An 18716-nucleotide genomic window follows, 5' to 3' on the forward strand; every position below is an offset into this window, starting at 1 on the left:
GGGCGAGGCCCTCCCCGCCCGGCACCGTGAGTCAGGTTCCGTAGACCTGGAACTCCCAGAGCGAGTAGCCGTACCCCGTCGCGCGGGTCGTGCCGAGCATCCGGACGTAGCGTCCGCTGCCCGAGAGCGCGAGGTCCTGGGTGCCGCCGGTGCCGCTCGTGGTGGCGTAGACGGTCGTCCAGGTGGTGCCGTCGGTGGAGGTCTGGATCTTGAAGGCGGTCCCGTAGGCCGCCTCCCAGTCCAGGTCGACGCCGGTCAGGGTGTGCGTGGCGCCGAGGTCGACCTGGAGCCACTGCGGGTCGCTCGGGGCGCTGGACCAGCGGGTGGTGGTGTCGCCGTCGGTGGCGGCCGCGGCCGGGTACGCCGAGCTCTGGATGGACGACGCCGTGGTCGGATGCCCTTGGGAGAGCAGGGTCGGCCCGCCCGAGGCCGGTGTGCCCTGGACGGAGAACCCCCAGAGCGAGTAGCCGTAGCCGGTGCCCCGGGCGGTGCCGTACATGCGGATGTATCTGCCGGTGCCGGTGATCGCGAGATCGTCGGTGCCTCCCGCGCCCGTGGTCGTCGAGTAGACGGTGGTCCAGTTCGTGCCGTCCGGCGAGGTCTGGATCTGGTAGGCCTTGGCGTAGGCGGCCTCCCAGTTCAGGGTGGCGTGCGTGACGTTGTAGGTCTGGCCGAGGTCGACCTGGAGCCATTGCGGGTCGCTGTACGCGCTGGACCAGCGGGTTCCCGGGTCGCCGTCGGTGGCGTAGCTCGCGGGGAAGTTCGCGTTCTCCGTGGACGAGGCGGTGGTCGGCTTGCCCTGGGCGATGTCGGTCCCCGACCCGGTCGGGGTGAAGTTCAGGGTCTGCTCGGCTTCGGTGCGGGTTCCGCCGACGCTGCTGCCGGTGGTGTTCGTCCAGTTCCGGAGCGGTGTCGTCTCGGCGAGCCGGGACGTGTCCGAGGACATGGCCAGCATCAGTCCGCTGTATCGGTTGACGAGCCGGTAGGTGCCGGTCATGTTCCTGATGATGAACCACTGCTGCCCGACGGAGGCCCCGCCGGCGGCGAGCGCCGTGGCCGTCGGCTTGGTGCCCCAGGCGCGGTCCGCGGTACTACCGGAGTCGACGCCCAGCGCCTGGCCGGTGCCGGCGTTGGTGATCGTGTAGGAGCCGTCGCCGAGGGCCTTGAACGACCACGACTGGAGCGCCGATCCAGTGGCGGCGGGCACCGAGGTCGTCGCGGAGCCGCCCGCCACCTGAGCCAGGACCCGTCCGGAGCCGCTGCCGATCAGGTAGGTCTTGGACGTGTCGACCGGCGGTGCCGCCGGCGCGGTCGAGCCGAGGGTGATCGTGGCCTCGGAACCGAGGTTCATGCAGTTGGTGGAGCAGTAGGAGCGGAAGGTCTTGCCGACGATCGTGGAGCTGGTCTTGTTCACGTTGTCGATGAACCAGCGGTACCAGGACCCTGTGGTGTAGCTGCTGCCGGTGTCGCCGATCAGGTACCACTTCTGCGTCGACAGGTCGTCGGTGGCGTAGAAGCGCTGAGGTGCACCGGTGTCCTGGTTGTTAACTTCGGGCTCGCCGATGTACAGGCCCAGGTACGCGTCATAGGTGATGTTCATGGTCAGCAGGTCCGACTTGGGCGGCAGCGTCCCGGCAGCTATCTGCTGGTCCGTGGTGCCGGTGTCGGCCGGGTTGTAGTCGCTCGCCACAGGCGTGTAGCCGTTGGTGTTGGCGGAGGTCACCGGGACCATGTTGCTTTCCAGCCCGCCGACGCCCGGCTGGGACCAGGCGCCGTTGTACCACTTCTCCCAGCTGCCGGTCGCCATCTTGCCGGAGATCGGGGCACGCGCGACGTGCGCCAAGCTGTCGGTGCTGCCCGCTTGGCCGCCCTTGGGGACGATGCGCGAGGTGTAGTAGAGGTAGAAGTAGCCTGATGCGGCGTCCACATACAGGCGCGGGTCGCCGTCGCCGTAGTCATAGGACTGGTTCGGGAACGCGGTGGTGTCGCCGCGGGTGGTGCTGTAGGGCGAGGTGATCGCGTGCCCGGTGATCGCCCAGGTCTTCCCCTGGTCGTGGGAGACCGCCCAGTCGATCGAGTCGAAGTGCAGGCCGTCCCCGAACGGCTGGCCGGTGAACTCGTTGTGGACCAGGCCGTACCAGTCGCCGGTGTCCGGGTCGACCCAGGTGCCGATCAGATCGCAGTAGTTGCCCAGCGGGTAGGCGGAGCTCGGCGTCGCGGTGAGGCCGGTGGGGCTGTTCTGGCAGCGCCACACGGTGTTGGCGTTGCTGTCCTGGGAGTTGTTCGGGTTGACCGCGTTGCTGATAGCGGTGTTCTCCGTGGCGGTGTCCATGTTCGTGCCGCTGAAGAACTGCCAGTAGTGGTCGGGCGTGGTCGCGGCGTCGTACTGGTTGTACGACTGCTGGAAGTAGAACGTGCCGTCCTTGTCGATGTACGGGCCGGCCGGCGAGTCGGTCTGGTACGGGAAGCTGCCGGTGGAGTCGACGGCGACGGTGTAGGTGGCGCTCGGCGGGGTGGCGGACGCGCTCGCGACTGTCAGTGGGCTGACAGCCGTAGCCACGGTCGCGGCGCCGACCGCGGCGCCGGCGAGGGCTCTTCGGAGATGGGACACAGGGGTGCGATCCTTCCGTGCGTGACAGCGGATCATTAGTTCGCTTATTGTTCTAACTAATTCGGACGGCTGTCAATACACCGATTCACCGGCCGTGATATGACGGGAGGCGACGACGCGACCATGGAGACCCTCTTGCCCGCAGTGCCGAAGCAACCGGGTGCCGCCGCCCGCACCCCGGTGACGGACCGCTCCTCGATCCGCCCCGGCAACCTCGGGTTGATCCTGCGGCGCCTACGGGACGACGGCCCCCGGTCGCGCACCGCCCTGGCCGCCGACACCGGCCTGCCCAAGGCGACGATCTCCAGCCTCGTCACCGAGCTGGCCGACCTCGGCCTGGTCCGCGAGGGCGATCCGCAGCGCGGCGAGGGCGCCGTCGGCCGGCCGCGCCTGGCGGTGGAACTGGACGGCCGCGGCGTCTGCGGGATCGGCGTCGAGATCAACGCCGACTACGTCGCCGCCATCGCCCTGGATCTGCGCGGCCGGACCGTCTTCGAGCGCCGCGCCGCCGCCGACGTCCCCGCGCTGGGCGCCGCCGGGACCCTCGACGTCGTCGGCCGGCTCACCGCCGAGGCGATCACGCAGACCCGGAGCGCCGGCATCCGTCCGCTCGGGATGACGATCGCGGCGCCCGGCGGCGCCGATCCGGCCACCGGATCGATCACGACCGCGGTGAACCTGGGATGGCGCGACGTCCCGGTCGTCGCGCCGCTGCGCGAACGGTTCGGCGCGGACGTCCCCCTGCCGCCGATCGCCATCCGCAACGACGCCCACGTCGCGACGGTGGCGGAGTACGTGGCCGTGGCCGGCGCCGGGGTGCGCGACCTGCTCTACGTGACCGGCGAGATGGGCGTCGGCGGCGGCGTCTACAACGGCGGCCAGCCCTATCACGGCGCCAGGGGCAGGGCCTGCGAGTTCGGCCACATGCCGATCAACCCCGAGCCCGTCGCCTGCCCCTGCGGGCGGGTCGGCTGCTGGGAGACGATGGTCGGCCTGGGCGCTTTCCTGGACCACGCCACCGACTCCGGCGACATCGTCAGAGACCCGCTGACGGACCGGGAGCGGCGCCTGGCCGAGCTGCACCGCCGGGCCGAGAGCGGCGACGAACGCACGCTCGGCGCGCTGCGTGAGATCGCCGCCGGCCTGGGACGCGGCGTCGCGCTGCTGGTCGACGCGTTCGACCCCGAGCTCGTCGTCCTCGGAGGCTACTTCACCCAGTTCGCCGACTACCTGCTCGAACCGGTGCAACGGGCCATCGACGAACGGATCCTGAACCCGTCCACCGGCCGCTGCGAGGTACGGCCGTCCACGCACCGGTACACATCAACTGTGCGCGGCGGCGCACAGTTCGCTCTGGAACCGGTGTTCCAGGACCCTGTCGGGACGATCGGCAGAAGCCCCGCGCTGTGACACGCGGGTTCCCGGGGCGGGTCAGGTGGCGCCTGCCCGCCGGTCCCGGAGACAGCGGTTGGTAGAACCCTGGCTTTTTGTCGAAGTGTTGACAGAGGGCAGGGCCATACCGATGCTGAGCGCGCTGTCCCCTCCCCCTGGACCTCCAGGAAGGTCATTCGATGAATCCTCAGGGACGACCGTTCCGGCCGTGGCGAGCCCTCGCCGCCCTCTGCACGACGACTCTCGCGCTCACGGCGCTCACCGTGGCCGCGCCGACGTCTCAGGCCTCTTCCACGCCGAACACGACCGCCGCCACGACGGACACCTCACCGGTCAACCTGGCGACGCCGGTGGACAAGGCGGCGGCCATCGCCGCCCGCCGGGCGACCGTGGTGTCCGGCGACGCCCGGTTCGAAGTGCTCACCGACGGTGTGATCCGGATGGAGTACTCGCCGACCGGCACGTTCCTGGACGATCCGACCTTCGACGTGCTCTACCGGAACTTCTCCGTGCCGCACTACGACGCGGACGTGCGGCAGGGCTGGCTGACCTTGCGCACCGACTCGATGGTGCTGCGGTACAAGCTCAGTTCCGGACCGTTCAGCACGGCCAACACGCAGGTGCAGCTGTCGCACAAGTCCGCGAACGGCACCACGGCCGCGAACCCGGCGTGGACCGGCGAGTGCACCTTCGGCCAGGTCTGCCAGTCCGGCGCGGCCGCCGAGTCCGGGGCGGCGACCATCGCGCGCGCCGACCACACCGGGTACGTCAGCGCCGCCGGCTTCGTGAGCGGGTACGGCGCGGCCGGCGACGACGCCACGTGGCAGGTGCTGGGCACTCCGGCCGGAGCCGGCCAGGTCACCGTCCGGTACAGCAACGGCAACGGCGCCGCCCGCACGATGAGCCTCGTGGTCGACGGCACGACGACACAGCTGACCCTGCCGGCCACGCCGAGCTGGAACGACTGGTCGACGGTCACCGTGCCGGCGGCGTTGACCGCCGGGACCGACTCCGTGGCCGTGGACTGCGGCAGCGCCGACAGCTGCCACGTCAACATCGACGACATCGCCGTCACCGCGTCCGGCGCGGCCGCGCAGCCGTTCACCCCGGCCGATCCGCTCGGCGGCTACATCCGTTCCTACGACTCGGCGAACGGCACCTACGCGCTGGGCACCTCGTGCGCGAGCGGTCAGAGCGACGACACCTGCACGGCCGCGATCCCGTCGACGGCCCCGGGGCTGCTGGACCAGTCCGGCTGGTACCTGCTGGACGACACGCGGTCGGATGTGTGGGCCGCCAACGGCTGGGTCGCGCCGCGCTCCCCCGGCGGCGACATCGAAGACGGCTACCTGTTCGGCTACGGCACGGACTACAAGACCGCGCTCGCCGATCTCGCGAAGCTCACCGGCCCGACGCCGATGCTGCCGGAGAACGTGTTCGGCAACTGGTTCTCCCGGTACTACCCCTATGCGTCGGCCGACTACCAGAACACGATCCTGCCCACGGCGAAGGCGAACGGTGTGTCGCTGGACGCTCTGTCGGTGGACACGGACTGGAAGGCCCCGAACCAGTGGGACGGCTGGGAGTTCGACCCCTCGTTGTTCGCGGATCCGAGCGCGTTCCTGTCCTGGGCCAAGTCCCAGGATCTGATGACCACGTTCAACGTCCACGCCAGTGTGGACACCACAGACCCCGAATACTCCGAGGCGCAGGCGATCTCGGGCAACACGCTGACCCCGGGCAGCTGTTTCGCGCCGGGGACGTGCGACGTGTTCGACTGGAGCAAGATCGCGCAGGCCGAGGCATACTTCGCGCTGTCGCAGCCGATCCAGAACGCCGGCGCCGGCTTCACCTGGCTGGACTGGTGCTGTGACGGCAGCACCGTCTCCTCCGCGGGTCTCACCCCGGACAGCTGGATCAACCACCTGTACGCGCAGCAGCTGCTGAACACGGGCCAGCGCGGCTTCGTGCTGTCCCGGCTCGGCGCCTCGTATCAGAAGGACCAGGCCGGCGCGTACGCCACCGGCGCCTGGGCCGACCACACCTCGACGCTGGCGTTCACCGGCGACACCTGGGGCACGTGGAACACGCTGGCCTCGGAGGCGCAGCTCGCTCAGGACGAGGGCAGCATCGGGCAGGCGTACGTCAGCGACGACATCGGCAGCTTCCTGGGCACCCCGTCGCGGGCGAAGAACGATCCGGACGACCTGTACCTGCGGTGGCTCGGCCTCGGCGCGTTCCAACCGATCATGCGGCTGCACTCGGACATCAGTCAGAACTCGCGGCTGCCCTGGGAGTACGACGCGCCCACCGCGGCGACCGGCGACCAGTACCTTCAGCTGCGCGAATCGCTGGTGCCGTATACCTACACGCTGTCGCACGATTCGACCACGAACGGCCTGCCGATGGCCAAGGCGCTGTACCTGGACTACCCGGAGCAGGCTGCGGCGTACACGAATCCCGGCGAGTATCTGTTCGGCGACGACATGCTGGTGGCACCGGTTACCACGCCCGGCCAGGTCGCCAAGACCACAGTGTGGTTCCCGCCCGGCCGGTGGACCGACTACTTCACCGGCGCCACGTTCACGGGGCCGTCCACGCAGACCCTGGAGGTCCCGCTGGACCGGGAGCCGGTGTTCGTGAAGGCCGGCGGGATCGTGCCGTTGCAGCCGTCCGACGGCAAGGCGCAGAGCGCGAACTCCGCGCCGCTGACGCTCAAGGTCTACGCCGGGGCGAACGGCGACTTCTCGCTCTACCAGGACGCGGGTACCGGGCTGGGCTACACCAAGAACCAGTCCACGACCACCCGGATCGACACCGCCACGCACGGCGAGGCGACGACCGTCACCATCGGTGCGGCCGACGGCAGCTACCCCGGCGCTCCCACGTCGCGCAGCTACACCGTCGACCTGACCGGTGTCTCCCAGCCGCGCACGGTGCTGGTGGACGGCAGGCCGCTGGCCTCGTCGCAGTGGTCTTATGACGGCGGCAGCCACACGATCGCCGTCGCGCTGCCGACGTCGTCCGTGCGGCGCAGCGTCACGGTCACGGAGATCGGCGGGGACACGGTCCAGGCGGCCGAGCCCGCGGCCGTGAACGTCGCCCTCACGTCCGCCGACACCACCTTCCCGGCCGGCGTGCCGACGACCGTGACGGCGGTGACGAGCAACCAGGGGCCCGGAACCGTGTCGAATGCGAAGGTCGCGCTCAGCGTGCCGAGCGGCTGGACCGTCACGCCGTCCGGCAGCCAGAGCCTCGGTTCACTCGCGGACGCCACGACCACCACGTGGACGGTGACCGCACCGACGCACTACCAGACCGGAACTGTCGAGGCGGTCACCGCGACGGTGGAGTACACGGACGACGCGAGCGGCCGGGCCGAGACCGCGTCGGCGGCGGTGGACCGCGCACCCGGGCCGGTCACCGTCACCTTCCGCACCAAGGCGCCCGCCGGCACCCCGGCCGACGCACAGGTCTACATCGTCGGGGCCGTCTCCCAACTCGGCGGCTGGGACCCCGGCAAGGTCCCGATGACCAACGAGGGCGGCGGCGTCTGGCAGACCACGATCACCGTGACCGACGGCACCGATCTGCAGTACAAGTTCACCCGGGGCAGCTGGAACACAGTCGAGGACTGGGGCAGCATCACCGGCGTCACCAACCGGGACGCCGTCGTGAACGGCGGCAGCACGGGCACGATGCTCGTCGACGACACCTCGACGGCTTGGTCGGACCCATCCGTGCCGGACAGCCAGAAGGCCCCCGAGTTCTGGCGCGACCCGCTCGTCGTGTCCACCACGCCGGCCGATGGCTCCTCCGGCGCCGCGCCCTCGGCCCTGACCGTCGCCTTCGCACAGGACATCACGCCGACCGGCAGCGACTACTCCGGGTCGGTCGCGGTGACCGACAGCGGGAGCGCCGTGGCCGGAACGACGGCCAAAAATGCGGCCGGCGTCCTCACGTGGACGCCTTCGGCCGCGCTGTCGGCGGGGACGTATCAAGTGACCGTGCAGGATGTGGCCAGCGCGAACGCCGGTGACAACATGCCGATACAGGAGCCTTATACGTTCAGCTTCACGGTGAACTGAGCCGAATGTTCAGCCGATCCTGCTGTCCAGGTCCTCGGGCACGATCGCGACCGCGCTGACCGTGACGGTGCCGCTGTGGCGGAAGCGCAGCGTGACCGTGATCCGTTGGCCGGGGTGGAGATCCGGCGGGTTCGCGATCACGATGTCGGCGACGAGCGGGGCCATCCTCAGCTCCCCGCGAGCCGGGATGGCCAGGCTCGCGGTGGGCTCCGGCCGGCCTTCGCTGCCCACGTGCAGATGGCGGCTGAGTTCCACGTCCGATGACACGGTCGAGGTGGCTTGGAGCAGCGTGTCGGGGACGTCGCCGGGGTTGCGCACCGTGAAGAACGCAGCGGTGGTCGCGGGGCTGCTGGGGACGAGTATCCAGCCGTCGCTGACCTGTACTGGCCGCGAGGTGCCGGCGCGGCCTGCCGCCACCCAGCCGGTCAGGAGAATCAGCGCGACAGCAGCGGCCAGGACCGGGGCCGCCGCCGCGCGGACCACGGCCCATCGCCGAACGCTGAGGCGTGGGCCAGCGCCGGTCACCGGACGCCTCCGGCAAGCCCGCGGCGCTGCGGCTGCCAGGTACGCAGCCGCAGGCTGTTGCCGACGACCAGCAGCGAGCTGGCGGACATCGCCGCCGCGGCCGGCATCGGGTTGAGCAGTCCGACGGCCGCCAGCGGGATGAGGAAGAGGTTGTATCCGAAGGCCCAGACCAGGTTCGCGCGGATCGTGGACAGGGTCCGGCGGGCCAGACAGACGGCGTCGGCGACCAAGCCGATGTCGGCGCGCACCAGCGTCAGGCCGGCGGCGCCGATCGCGGCGTCGGTACCGCCTCCCATCGCGACCCCGAGGTCGGCCGCGGCCAGGGCGACGGTGTCGTTGACGCCGTCGCCGACCACGGCCACGACGCGGCCGGCGGCGCGCAGCTCGGCGACGATCTCGGCCTTGCGTTCCGGTGAGGCGCAGTGGTGCACCGCCGTGATGCCCAGCTCGCGCGCCACGGCGGTCGCCGCGCCGGCGCTGTCGCCGGTGGCCAGGATCGGCTCCAGACCCAGTCCTCGGAGCCGGCGCACTGTGCGGTAGGCATCGGGACGCAAGGTGTCGCCGATGGTGAGGATCGCCGCCGGCGCGCCGTCCACTTCGACCAGGACCGGGGTGTGGCCGTTCGCTTCCGCGGCGGCCAGCGCCGTGCGGAGTGCTTCGGGTAGTTCCCGAGCATCGTTCGGGCGGACCGCGCGGACATCGCAGCCCTCGACCATCGCCCCGACTCCGACGCCCGGTCGCGACCAGAAGTCCGCGACGGCGGGCAGTGCGGAGCCGTCGGCACGGTGGGCGGCGGAGACGACGGCTCGGCCGAGGGGGTGCTCGGAGCGCTGCTCGACAGCCGCTGCCAGCCGCAACACCCGGTCGCCGTCGTGTCCCGGGGCCGGTGTGACGGCGATCAGCGCCGTGCGGCCTTCCGTCAGCGTGCCGGTCTTGTCCAGGACGACCGCGTCCAGGTGGCGCAGCCGTTCCAGCACCTCGGGGCCCTTGACCAAGATGCCCAGTTGCGCGCCGCGTCCGGTGGCGGCCAGCAACGCGGTCGGGGTGGCCAGGCCGAGTGCACAGGGGCACGCCACGACCAGGACCGCGACCGCCGCGGTGATCGCGACTTCGGGCCGGACTCCGGCGCCCTGCCAGAAGCCCAGGACGGTCACGGCGATGGCCAGCACCGCCGGCACGAACACCGCGGCCACTGTGTCGGCCAACCGCTGCGCGCGCGCCTTGCCGGTCTGGGCGTCCTGGACCAGGGCCGCGATCCGGGCCAGCTGAGTGTCGGCGCCGACCGCGGTGGCCCGGACCACCAGTGTGCCCCCGACGTTCAGGGTGCCGCCGGCGACGCGCTCCCCCGGGCCCGCCTCGACCGGCACGCTCTCTCCGGTCAGCATGCTCAGGTCGATCGCCGACGCACCCTCCACCACGACACCGTCGGTGGCGACCCTCTCGCCGGGACGCACCACGAACTCCCGGCCCGGCAGGAGCTGCTCCAGCGGAATCAGCTGTTCGCCGCCGGCAGCGTCGCGGACGCAGACCTCTTTGACGCTCAGCTCAGCCAGAGACCGCAGGGCCGAGCCGGTCTGGCGTCGGGCACGGCTCTCCAGGTGACGTCCGCAGAGGACGAACAGCGGCACGCCGACCGCAGCCTCCAGATACATGTGCCCGGCGCCGTCGCCGCCGACGCTGAACGAGAAGCCCATCCGCATTCCGGGCAAGCCCGCGGTGCCGAAGAACAGCGCGTAGACCGACCAGCCGAAGGAAGCGAGAACGCCGATGCTCACCAACGTGTCCATGGTCGCGGCGCCGTGCCGCAGGTTGATCAGGGCACGGCGATGGAAGGGCCAGGCGCCCCAGGTCGCCACCGGGGCGGCCAGCAGGAAGCAGAACCACTGCCAGTCGCGGAACTGGACCGCCGGGATCATGGACAGCGCGATGACCGGCACGGCCATCGCGGCCACGCCGAGCAGGCGCTGCCGGTCGGCCGGCGACTCGGCCGTCTCGGCCGTCTCGGCCATCCCGGAAGAAGCGGCGTCGTCGCGGACCGCGAGTGCGGTGTATCCGGCCTGCTCGACCGCGGCGATCAGGTCCCGGACCGGAACCCGCGGCGGATGCAGGATCCGGGCCCGGCCGGTCGCCAGGTTGACGCCGGCCGAGACGCCCTCGATGCGGGCCAGTCGTCGCTCCACCCGCCCGACGCACGCGGCGCAGGTCATCCCGCCGATCACGAGATCGGTGACCGCCGCAGGCGGCGTGGACGCTGCCGGCACCGTGTCCGGCCCGGCGCTCACCGGCCGCCACCCAACGCGCCCATCCCCGGCATCCCCGGAGTGGGGCTCTGCCCGCCCGGCGCGCCGGGAACGAGATCGGGTGCCACCGGTCCGGCCAGGCGCCCGGCGCCGAACGCGCCGGCGTACAGTGCCGCCGACAACGCGACGAACGCCAGCACGCGGCCGAACCCGCCGAGACGGGAACTCAGGCTACTGGTACCGAAGCCGCGTCGGGGATCCGCCGCTCCGGAATGTGCTGATCCGGGATGTGCTGATCCGGGATGTGCCGCCGGACCGTCCGGCACGTCATCGATGCTCACACGATGATAGTCGTCCGCGAATCCCGGCTGGTTCCCGCAAGAGTCGGCATCATCTGTGCGGCAAGGGCCCTGACGGTCGCTGGACCCATGAGTGCCGGATCCTGATTCATCGCTCGGCACTTCAGCGCCTCGGGCTGGATCCCGCAGACTGATGGTCTACGCATAGCCGGGGCCCACCTTGCCGGGTTCCGGACCGCTCGCTACGGTGACCATGCCGTGGTGCTCGGGAAGACCGGTGGAAAACCGGAGCGGCCCTCGCCACTGTGATCGGGAATGCACCGGTTCCATGCCGCCGCGCGAAGTACGGCGCGGCGGCGGCCACTGGACGCGTCAGGCGTCTGGGAAGGCGGAGCCGGGGCGTCGACCCGTCAGCCAGGAGACCGGCCACGGCACCGAACATCGACCATCCACGAGGTGCTGGAGGCGAGCCGCGTGAGCGTGCCTGCGAACGATCCCGTCCGACCTGTCCGGAATCCGTCCTCGGCGCCGCTGCGCTGGCTCCGTACCGACTGGCTGCGCTTCGGCGGCCTGCTGGCGGTGATCGTGGCGATGCACGTCGCGGCGTTCGGGATCCTCGCCGGCCTGGTCGCCCCGCATCACTACACCGTCGGCAAGCAGGTCTTCGGCTTCGGCCTCGGCGTCACCGCCTACACGCTCGGCATGCGCCACGCGTTCGACGCCGACCACATAGCCGCGATCGACAACACCACGCGCAAGCTGATGGCCGACGGCAAGCGGCCGGTGTCCGTCGGATTCTGGTTCGCGCTCGGGCACTCGACGATCGTCGTCGTGCTGGCCGCCGGGATCGCCGCCGGCGCGCGCCAGGCCGCCAGCCTGACCGACGACAAGTCCAGCACGCGCCAGTCGCTCGGCGTGGTGTCCACGACCGCTTCGGGCACCTTCCTGTACCTGATCGGCATCCTGAACCTGGTCGCGCTGATCGGCATCTACAAGGTGTACAAGGCGATGCGGCGCGGCGTGTACGACGAGGCCGCCCTGACCGCGCAGCTGGACAAGCGCGGCTTCATGAACCGGATCCTGGGCCGGCTCACCAAGTCCATCACCCGCCCCGGCCAGATGTACCCGGTCGGGCTGCTGTTCGGCGTCGGCTTCGACACCGCCACCGAGGTGCTGCTGCTGGCCCTGGCCGGCTCCAGCGCCGCGGCCGGCCTGCCCTGGTACGCGATCCTGTGCCTGCCGCTGCTGTTCACCGCGGGCATGACCCTGTTCGACACGCTCGACGGCACCTTCATGAACTTCGCCTACCACTGGGCCTTCTCCAACCCGATCCGCAAGGTCTACTACAACCTCACCATCACCGGGCTGTCCGTGGCCGTCGCCCTGATCATCGGCAGCATCGAGCTCGTCGGCGTGGTCCACGACCAGTTCGGCGTCGTCAACCCGGTCACCGACTGGATCGCGAACCTGAATCTGAACAATGTCGGGTTCATCATCGTCGGCGCGTTCATCGCCGTCTGGGCGGCCGCGATCGCCTACTGGAAGATCGCGCGCGTCGAACACCGGTGGGACGTCACCGGCCAGGAGCCGTAGCCGGCGCCTGCCGTCACCCGCCCGGCGGGCGGATGCGACGATGTCACAGCCATGAGTGTCGACGGGGGACTGCGCGCCGCGCGGTCCGCGATGTTCGCGGCCGTGTGCACGCTGCTGGCCACGGCCGCGCACTTGTCGATGTCCGGGCGGGCTGTCCCGTGGTGGGCACTGGCCGGGGCCGCCGAGGTCACCTTCGGCCTCGCCTGGCTGCTGTCCGGCAAACAGCGCGGCACGATTCATGTCATCACCTTGACGATCGGCGCGCAGGCTCTTCTGCACTTCTGGTTCGAGGCCAGCCAGGCTCTGACGACGGGGCCGCTCGACGCTTCGGCCATGTCCGGGATGAACGCCTCCGGGATGAACATGCCCGGGATGGCCGGCGTGCCGGGCATGTCGATGGGCAGTGCGAGCGGCATGAGCAGCGCGAGCGGCATGAGCAGCGCGAGCGGCATGAGCGGCATGAGCGGCATGCACTCGGGCCCGCCGTTCCTCGGCTCCGACAGCTGGGGAATGCTGGCCGCCCACCTCGCGGCGGCCGTCGTGGTGGGCGTCTGGCTGGCGGCCGGCGAGCAGGCCGTCTTCCGGCTGCCGGCCGCGGCCGCGTCCTTCCTGCTCACGCCGCTGGCATTGCTGTTCCGGCCGGTCGTTCCCGTGCCACGGCCCCGCACCACCGCGGTGGCGGCCCGGACTTCGACGCCGCTGCGCCAGCTCCTGCTCGTCCACGCCATCACCTCTCGGGGGCCGCCGGCCGGGACCGCCGTCGCTTAGACGGCCCTGTCCGGCGGCGCGATCCCCGCGCTCGCCGTGTCTCGTTTCTCCCAGCAAGGACACATGGCGATGACCCCTGCCCTGCAACACCCCGTCGATCGAGCCGATGTCGACTCCCTGGCCCTGGCCGCGCGCGACGGCGATCCCGACGCCGTCGAGCGCTTCATCCAGGCGACCACGCTCGACGTGCGCAGATACGTCGCGCGCCTGAGCGGGAGCCCTCAGGACGCCGACGACCTCACCCAGGACACGTACCTGCGGGTCCTGCGCGCCCTGCCGGCCTTCCAGGGCCGGTCCTCGGCCCAGACCTGGGTGCGCTCGATCGCCCGGCGCACGGTCGTCGACCGCATCCGCTGGGTCTCGGCCCGGCCACGGGTGGCGGACACCGACGACTGGCAGGGCGCGGCCGAACGGGCGCAGCCCGACGGCCTGCCCGGCTTCGACGAAGGCGTGGTGCTGGCCGAGTTGCTGGCCGCGCTGCCCGAGGAACGCCGGACGGCGTTCGTGCTGACCGCGGTGGTCGGTCTGCCCTACGAGGAGGCCGCTACGGTGATCGGGGCGCCGATCGGCACCGTCCGCTCGCGCGTCTCCCGGGCCCGCAGCACGCTGATCGCCTCGCTCGGGAACTGAACCACCGCCCGCCCCGACTACTCCTTTCGTGGAATACAGCACGAGAGCCCCGGGGCGGGCGGTCACGGCGGTGGTCGCCAGCGTGGCATTGGCATCACTCACCGCGGCGTGCGGGAGCAGTCCGCCGAGTCCGGCTGCCGGCGACACGTCCGTCACACGGACGCCGCCGGCCAGGACCGCCTACCCGCTGACCATCGACAACTGCGGCCGGAAGATCACCTTCCAGAAGGCCCCGAGCCGGGTCCTGATCCTGAACGGCACGTCGGTCGGCGAGGTGGAGAGCTTCGTCATGCTCGGCCTGGACAAGACGATCCTGGCCGACGCGCAGCACTACGGCGTCTCCGACGACCCGGACATGGTCGCGAAGATCGACGCGCTGCCCACCGGCGGGCTGACCATGAACAAGAACTTCGACGTGCCCGCCGAACAGGTCCTCGCCGCCAAGCCGGACCTCGTCGTGTCCACCTGGGCCGGCGGCTTCGACGCGAAGAACGGCATGGCCACCCGGGAACAGCTCGCCGCGGCCGGGATCAACTCCCTGGTGAACCCGACCAACTGCGCGATGGGCGATCCGAACGCCACCGACGCCGAGAAGAAGGCCTTGGCCGGCCAGGGCATCGACGCCTCCTTCGACTTCATGACGCTGCTCGGCCAGATCTTCGACGTCCAGCAGCGCGCCGCCGACCAGGTCGCGCAGCTGCGAGCACGGATCGACGCGGTCGAGAAGTCCAACCCCGGGACTGCGGCCAGGAAAGTGCTGATCGCCTACCCCGGCATGTCCATGATGAACGCCAACGGTCTGCCGGCCGTCATGACCGGCGGCATCTACGACAAGGTGATCGCCGCCGCCGGCGGAGTGAACTCCTTCGCCGGCAAGGGCTCCGACACCACACGCACCCTCAACGCCGAACAGCTCGCCGCCGCCGACGTCGACGTCCTGGTGGTCGGCGAGTTCACGCCGAACGAGAAGCCGGATCAGGAGGCCGCGAAACTGTTCGCCGCCTACCCGCAGTGGAACGCCTCCAAGACCAAGACGTACGCCGTCGTGTCCGACGGCGTGTACCTGGGCCCGATGAACGCGTGGGCCGTCGAGAAGATCGCGAAGGTGATCCGGGGCCGTGGCTGAGATCGTCGAAGCCGCAGCTCCGGCGCGTCGCCTGATGCGGACGCGGCGGCGCGGCCCGCACCTGTTGTCCGGAATCCCTGTCGCGGCCCTGCTCGGCGCCCTGGCCGTGGCCCTGGTCGGCGCCGCCGCGATCGGGATCTCGCTCGGGTCGGTGGACGAACCGCTCGGCGCGGTGTGGCGCGTCGTCGGGGCCCACGTCTTCCACACCGGGACCACCGATCCGCTGCGGGATCAGATCGTGTGGCAGATCCGGGTGCCGCGGGTGTTGCTGGCGGCGGTGGCCGGGGCCGGGCTGTCCGTCGCGGGCGTCGCCTTCCAGGCCCTGGTGCGCAATCCGCTGGCGGACCCCTACATCCTCGGCGTCTCCTCGGGCGCGTCGTTGGGCGCGGTCGGTATCGCAGTCGCCGGAGGCGCGGTCGGCGGGGGCGTGGTCGGCGGGCTCGGCCAGACCGGCGCGGCGTTCGTGACCGCCCTGCTCACCGTCGTCGCCGTCTATCTCCTGGCTCAGCGCTCGGGGCGGCTCCTGGACTCCTGGCTGGTGCTCGCCGGGATCGCCGTCGGCTACCTGTGCACCGGTGTGACCACATATATGCAGCTGCGCCTGAATCCGACGGAGCTGCAGGGCATGATGTTCTGGCTCATGGGCAGCCTGGCCGGCGCCAAGTGGAGCGACCTCGGGATCCCCACCGCGGTCATCGTCTCGTGTCTGGCCGTGCTGCTGTCCCAGGGACGGCGCCTGAACGCGCTGTCCGCCGGGGAGGACGCCGCCGCGGGCCTCGGCGTGCCGGTGGCCGCGCAGCGTGCGCTGCTGCTGGTCATCGGCTCGCTGCTGACCGCATCGATCGTCTCGGTGGTCGGCGGGGTCGGCTTCGTCGGGCTGATGGTGCCGCACATGACCCGGTTCGCGGTCGGGGCCGACCATCGCCGGGTCCTGCCGGTCTCCGCACTGGCCGGGGCCGTGTTCCTGGTGCTCGTCGATCTGCTGGCGCGCACCCTGAACCGCCCGGACGAACTCCCGGTCGGCCTGGTCACCACCGTCCTGGGTGCCCCGTTCTTCCTGTGGCTGCTGCGCCGCCGCACCGCCAAGGCGGGTGGGTAGATGCAGTTGGAGTTGCGGGGCGTGTGTGTCGACATCGACACGCGCCCGATCCTGTCCGACATCGACCTGCGCATCGCCCCCGGCGAACTCGTCGCGCTCGTCGGACCGAACGGCAGCGGCAAGTCCACCCTGCTGCGCACCGTCTACCGCACGCTGCGGCCCAATGCCGGCGCGGTGTTCCTCGGCGGAGACGACCTGCGGCACCTCCGGCCGCGCGAAGCCGCGCTGCGCCGCTCGGTGCTGCCGCAGCACGGCGACGCCGGCACCGAGTTCACCGCCGCCGAAGTCGTGGCGATGGGCCGGACCCCGCACCTGCGATCCTGGCAGCGGCCGGGCGACGGCGACGCCTCGATCGTCGGGCGGTGCCTGGAGCGGGTCGGCCTGAGCTGGGCCGCCGACCGGCTGGTGACCACGCTGTCCGGCGGCGAACGGCAACGTGTCCTGCTGGCGCGCGCACTGGCGCAGCAGGCACCGCTGCTCGTCCTGGACGAACCGACCAACCACCTGGACATCCGCTCCCAGTTGGAACTGCTGGACCTGGTCCGCGACCTCGGCCTCACCCTGCTCGCCGCGCTCCACGACCTCGACCACGCGGCCGGCCTGGCCGACCGGGTCGTGGTGCTGCGCGACGGCGCGATCGTCGCGAACGGGGCGCCGCTGGAGACGCTGACGCCGTCGCTCATCCACGAGGTTTTCGGTGTCCGCGCACACGTCGGTCCGCACCCCATCACCGGCCGGCCGCACATCGCGGTGGCGATCTGAATCGGTATTGGGACGACCACCATGCGACCGAACGCCGAGTTTGGCTTAGGATCTGACGCGCAGTGGCGCTCGTGTCCGGACGCCGCACCTCACTGGGAGAGACGAACCCACAGCTGAGACCACGGGGTAGGCAATGTCGGCAGCGACCAGGAGGCAGACCGGTACGACCGGTCGGACCGGTTGGACCGCGGAAGTCACCTGGGGAGCCGAGGCCCTCGACGCTCTGGGCGCTGAGTGGGACCGGCTCTTCATGCGCTGCTCGGCCGCGACTCCGTTCCAGTCGAGGATCTGGCTCTCGTCGTGGTGCCGGTGGTACGGACCGACGAACGGTCGGCTGTGTGTCGTCAGTGTGCGGCACCAGGGTGTCCTGGTCGCCGCCGCAGCGTTCGTGCTCACCCGGCTTCGGCTGTGGCGGGTGCTCCGGCCTGTGGGCGTCGAGCAATCGGACTTCTGCGACGTCCTCATCGACGACTCCGGCGACGACGGCGTGCCGGACCGGCGGACCATCGTCGAACAGCTGGTCACCGCGATCCGCGGCGAGCTGCGCTTCGACCTGCTGGACTTCCCCGACGTGCGGCCCGACAGCGTCCTGGCCCGGGTGCGCGACGAGTGGCCGCGCCGGGTGATGGAGATCCCCAGTGTGATGTGCCTGTCGCTGCCCGGGATACCGATGGCGCAGCACGTCGAGGCGATCGAGACGACCAAGATCCGGCAGCAGTTGCGCCGGAGATTGCGCGAACTCGACAGAGTCAGCCTGGAAGTCCGCCTGATACCGGCGGCCGAGTCCGAGGACGCGGTGGCCAGGTTCCTCGAACTGCACCGCCGGCAGTGGGCCGATCGTCCGGTCAACTCCGAGCACCTGACGGAGCGGTTCAAGGGGCACCTCACAACGGTGCTGCGGGCGTCGACCGAGCCGGGTGAGACCGTCGGCTTCCAGGCTGTTCTCGCGGAGTTCTCGCTGAAGAACAAGGAGACGCTCGAGGTGGAACACGTCGCCTCCGACCTCCTCATCGTCGGCCGCACCATGGTCGGCGGCTACCTGTACGGCTACCTGCCGAGCCTGCGGTCCCGCGTGGACGTGTCCGTCGCCGTCACCCGCGCCGCGATGGCGATGACCGCCGAGCGCGGCATTCCAGAGCTGTCGCTGCTCCGCGGCACCGAGCCGCACAAGCTCCGGCTGTCCCCGAGCGAAGTGCAATGCGTTCGGATCGTCCTGGCGGACGGGTTCTGGGGGACCGTCGGGCTGTGGACCATCCGGGGGCGGCAGTTCTTGCCGAAGGCTGTCAAGCATCTGATTCGCCGGCACGCCGCCGACGAGTCCTGATCAGCTCTTTCTTCTTTCGCCGATACCCAGGTTCTGAGTTGATCGCGTTGGCGGTTGGCGGTGGGACTGTGGTGCGGTTTCAGGCGCCTCCGGCGGCGCCTGCGCGGCGAGCGGCCTCGGCTCGGAGGGTGCACAAGACCCCGCGCAGGTGGCGGTTCGAGTTGTGGTCGCCTCTGTCCCGGATCCCTCGTCGCTGTCGTCGCCGTAAACGGAATCATCCCGGCCTGGCGGTATCAAGTCGGATCACACGCTGCTGTGG

13 protein-coding genes and 1 riboswitch are annotated in these 18716 nt (G+C 70.8%); of the genes, 9 read left to right on the forward strand and 4 right to left on the reverse strand.

Annotation, left to right across the window (positions count from 1 at the left end):
- Positions 1-31 precede the first annotated feature (31 nt).
- Positions 32-2647 (reverse strand): discoidin domain-containing protein, encoded by a 2616-nt coding sequence (locus ABH926_RS50660; protein ID WP_370374602.1) that lies wholly within the window; start codon positions 2645-2647, stop codon positions 32-34.
- Positions 2648-2755: 108 nt separating this feature from the next.
- On the opposite strand from ABH926_RS50660, the gene ABH926_RS50665 reads away from it, so the two are divergent.
- Positions 2756-4021, forward strand: a complete 1266-nt coding sequence (locus ABH926_RS50665; RefSeq protein WP_370374603.1) for an ROK family protein — start codon at positions 2756-2758, stop codon at positions 4019-4021.
- Between the two features lie 161 nt (positions 4022-4182).
- Positions 4183-8091, forward strand: coding sequence for a TIM-barrel domain-containing protein (locus ABH926_RS50670; protein ID WP_370374604.1), 3909 nt, complete (start codon positions 4183-4185; stop codon positions 8089-8091).
- Positions 8092-8100: 9 nt separating this feature from the next.
- Here the strand turns inward: ABH926_RS50670 and ABH926_RS50675 are convergent, their stop codons facing one another.
- From ABH926_RS50675 to ABH926_RS50685, 3 genes are all read right to left on the reverse strand, one after another.
- The gene (locus tag ABH926_RS50675; protein WP_370374605.1) at positions 8101-8616 is read right to left on the reverse strand and encodes a copper chaperone PCu(A)C; all 516 of its coding nucleotides are present in this window, start codon (positions 8614-8616) and stop codon (positions 8101-8103) included.
- A complete protein-coding gene (locus ABH926_RS50680) occupies positions 8613-10823 on the reverse strand; it encodes a heavy metal translocating P-type ATPase (protein ID WP_370374614.1) in 2211 nt (736 codons plus the stop codon). The genes ABH926_RS50675 and ABH926_RS50680 overlap by 4 nt, the downstream gene beginning before the upstream one ends.
- Positions 10824-10894: 71 nt before the next feature.
- Complete coding sequence (locus tag ABH926_RS50685) at positions 10895-11197, reverse strand: hypothetical protein (protein WP_370374606.1); 303 nt, start codon at positions 11195-11197, stop codon at positions 10895-10897.
- Positions 11198-11397: 200 nt separating this feature from the next.
- Positions 11398-11601, forward strand: a riboswitch (cobalamin riboswitch).
- 28 nt (positions 11602-11629) lie between these two features.
- Here ABH926_RS50685 and ABH926_RS50690 point away from each other — a divergent pair.
- From ABH926_RS50690 to ABH926_RS50720, 7 genes are all read left to right on the forward strand, one after another.
- A complete protein-coding gene (locus ABH926_RS50690) occupies positions 11630-12748 on the forward strand; it encodes a HoxN/HupN/NixA family nickel/cobalt transporter (RefSeq protein ID WP_370374607.1) in 1119 nt (372 codons plus the stop codon).
- A 51-nt stretch (positions 12749-12799) separates the two neighbouring features.
- Complete coding sequence (locus tag ABH926_RS50695) at positions 12800-13516, forward strand: hypothetical protein (protein ID WP_370374608.1); 717 nt, start codon at positions 12800-12802, stop codon at positions 13514-13516.
- A gap of 63 nt (positions 13517-13579) precedes the next feature.
- Positions 13580-14146, forward strand: coding sequence for a sigma-70 family RNA polymerase sigma factor (locus ABH926_RS50700; RefSeq protein WP_370374609.1), 567 nt, complete (start codon positions 13580-13582; stop codon positions 14144-14146).
- Between the two features lie 28 nt (positions 14147-14174).
- Positions 14175-15272, forward strand: coding sequence for an ABC transporter substrate-binding protein (locus tag ABH926_RS50705; protein WP_370374610.1), 1098 nt, complete (start codon positions 14175-14177; stop codon positions 15270-15272).
- A gap of 34 nt (positions 15273-15306) precedes the next feature.
- Complete coding sequence (locus tag ABH926_RS50710) at positions 15307-16371, forward strand: FecCD family ABC transporter permease (protein WP_370374615.1); 1065 nt, start codon at positions 15307-15309, stop codon at positions 16369-16371.
- A complete protein-coding gene (locus ABH926_RS50715) occupies positions 16372-17133 on the forward strand; it encodes an ABC transporter ATP-binding protein (protein ID WP_370374611.1) in 762 nt (253 codons plus the stop codon). It begins immediately after the preceding gene.
- 133 nt (positions 17134-17266) lie between these two features.
- Positions 17267-18457, forward strand: a complete 1191-nt coding sequence (locus ABH926_RS50720; protein ID WP_370374612.1) for a GNAT family N-acetyltransferase — start codon at positions 17267-17269, stop codon at positions 18455-18457.
- Positions 18458-18716 lie beyond the last annotated feature (259 nt).

It is taken from the genome of Catenulispora sp. GP43, assembly GCF_041260665.1.
Lineage (GTDB): Bacteria > Actinomycetota > Actinomycetes > Streptomycetales > Catenulisporaceae > Catenulispora.

Excerpts from the sequence above, each read along its gene's own strand:
- ABH926_RS50660 (WP_370374602.1), bottom strand. The coding sequence starts at position 2,647 with ATGATCCGCTGTCACGCACGGAAGGATCGCACCCCTGTGTCCCATCTC.
- ABH926_RS50670 (WP_370374604.1), top strand. The coding sequence starts at position 4,183 with ATGAATCCTCAGGGACGACCGTTCCGGCCGTGGCGAGCCCTCGCCGCC.
- ABH926_RS50680 (WP_370374614.1), bottom strand. The coding sequence starts at position 10,823 with ATGACCTGCGCCGCGTGCGTCGGGCGGGTGGAGCGACGACTGGCCCGC.
- ABH926_RS50695 (WP_370374608.1), top strand. The coding sequence starts at position 12,800 with ATGAGTGTCGACGGGGGACTGCGCGCCGCGCGGTCCGCGATGTTCGCG.
- ABH926_RS50700 (WP_370374609.1), top strand. The coding sequence starts at position 13,580 with ATGGCGATGACCCCTGCCCTGCAACACCCCGTCGATCGAGCCGATGTC.
- ABH926_RS50710 (WP_370374615.1), top strand. The coding sequence starts at position 15,307 with ATGCGGACGCGGCGGCGCGGCCCGCACCTGTTGTCCGGAATCCCTGTC.
- ABH926_RS50715 (WP_370374611.1), top strand. The coding sequence starts at position 16,372 with ATGCAGTTGGAGTTGCGGGGCGTGTGTGTCGACATCGACACGCGCCCG.
- ABH926_RS50720 (WP_370374612.1), top strand. The coding sequence starts at position 17,267 with ATGTCGGCAGCGACCAGGAGGCAGACCGGTACGACCGGTCGGACCGGT.